The 1,022-nt window shown below is 59.7% G+C and carries 2 protein-coding genes; both read right to left on the bottom strand.

What is annotated here, in order from left to right; translation table 11 throughout:
* Positions 1-188: 188 nt before the first annotated feature.
* On the bottom strand, positions 189-386 hold the full coding sequence (locus tag VI01_RS24545) for a hypothetical protein (RefSeq protein ID WP_045816992.1): 198 nt from the start codon (positions 384-386) through the stop codon (positions 189-191).
* Positions 387-463: 77 nt separating this feature from the next.
* Entirely contained in the window at positions 464-715 is a 252-nt protein-coding gene (locus VI01_RS24540) for a hypothetical protein (protein ID WP_045817001.1), read from the bottom strand.
* Positions 716-1,022: the final 307 nt, after the last annotated feature.

Genomic DNA, 1,022 nt, shown 5'->3' with positions numbered 1-1,022 from the left:
AGACAGCGCAGCCGGTGAGTCAAATCCTCCCTGTGAAGCCCACACGGAGCAGCTGACGGCGGCGGCGAGGGTTACGGCAATCCAGACTTTCACAGGCATCTCCCGGTTGAAAAGGTTTACACTTCTCAGTGTGGCACGTCACCGTCATTGCGCGAGGAGTGATCGTCAGAACGGGAGTAATCTGAAGGTCAGTGCATCTGCTGAGCCAGCAGCCTGACGGCGCGTTCGCAGCTTTCGCGCATCCCGGCAGCGCCTGCCGCTTCGCCCATGCTGTGCAGGGCGCTGGTGATTTCGTGAAGGGTGAGGTACTGGTCCGGCTTAAGAAGGCGCGCCACGACCGTTCCGATAACGGCGTAGATATCTTCGGCGGTGGTGTCATCGTTCATATGACCTCCGTCCGTAAGGTGGATAAGCGTACAGTATATCAGAAAGTCGCCGGGGCTGATACCGCAGCCTCTGGGAGTCAGTGAAGCTTCTGCTCTCTCAGGCTGGCCACGTCGGTCTTTTCACCGGCGCGAATCTGCATTTCCCGCCGGACCTCTTCGATAGCGCGCAGCCCGGCGCGGATCCGATCTTCATCCGTTGCATTTTCAATAGCCGACCGCAGGCGATCCGTGAGGGCCGCCCAGCTGATGGCCACATCCTCATCCAGCAGCGCGGTGACGGCCTCGCCAATCATGATGTCGGCCATTTTTTCTTCAAAGTTATTTTTCATGGGGTTTTCCGGCAGCAGGTTTCGGGCGCAGAGCTTACCATACCGCAGCGGGTCAGGACATTAACGGGGGAGAAGAACCTGTAGAAAACTTTTGCGCTGTAGCGTCATCGATGTCCGGCTGAGGTATTCTGTCCTGAAAATACCTTACTCCGGCGCCGGTAATTTGTTTCTCCGGCCGCGCTGCTTTGCTGCGGGCGGCGCGGCATCCGCCCCCGGTGAGGGCCTCTGCAGGCGGTACAGGCAGATGTCGCCGCGCTCCGCCAGGCTCGCCGGCCAGATCATTGCCGCGTTCCCGTCCTCCACGTAA

Source organism: Pantoea sp. SM3 (assembly GCF_000963995.1).
Taxonomy (GTDB): Bacteria; Pseudomonadota; Gammaproteobacteria; order Enterobacterales; family Enterobacteriaceae; genus Pantoea; species Pantoea rwandensis_B.
The sequence above is the reverse complement of the archived record's forward strand: the minus strand, read 5'-3'. Positions and strand labels throughout refer to the sequence as shown.

Bases quoted from the DNA above. Each gene is read 5' to 3' on its own strand.
- VI01_RS24540 (WP_045817001.1), bottom strand. From the start codon at position 715: ATGAAAAATAACTTTGAAGAAAAAATGGCCGACATCATGATTGGCGAG.
- VI01_RS24545 (WP_045816992.1), bottom strand. From the start codon at position 386: ATGAACGATGACACCACCGCCGAAGATATCTACGCCGTTATCGGAACG.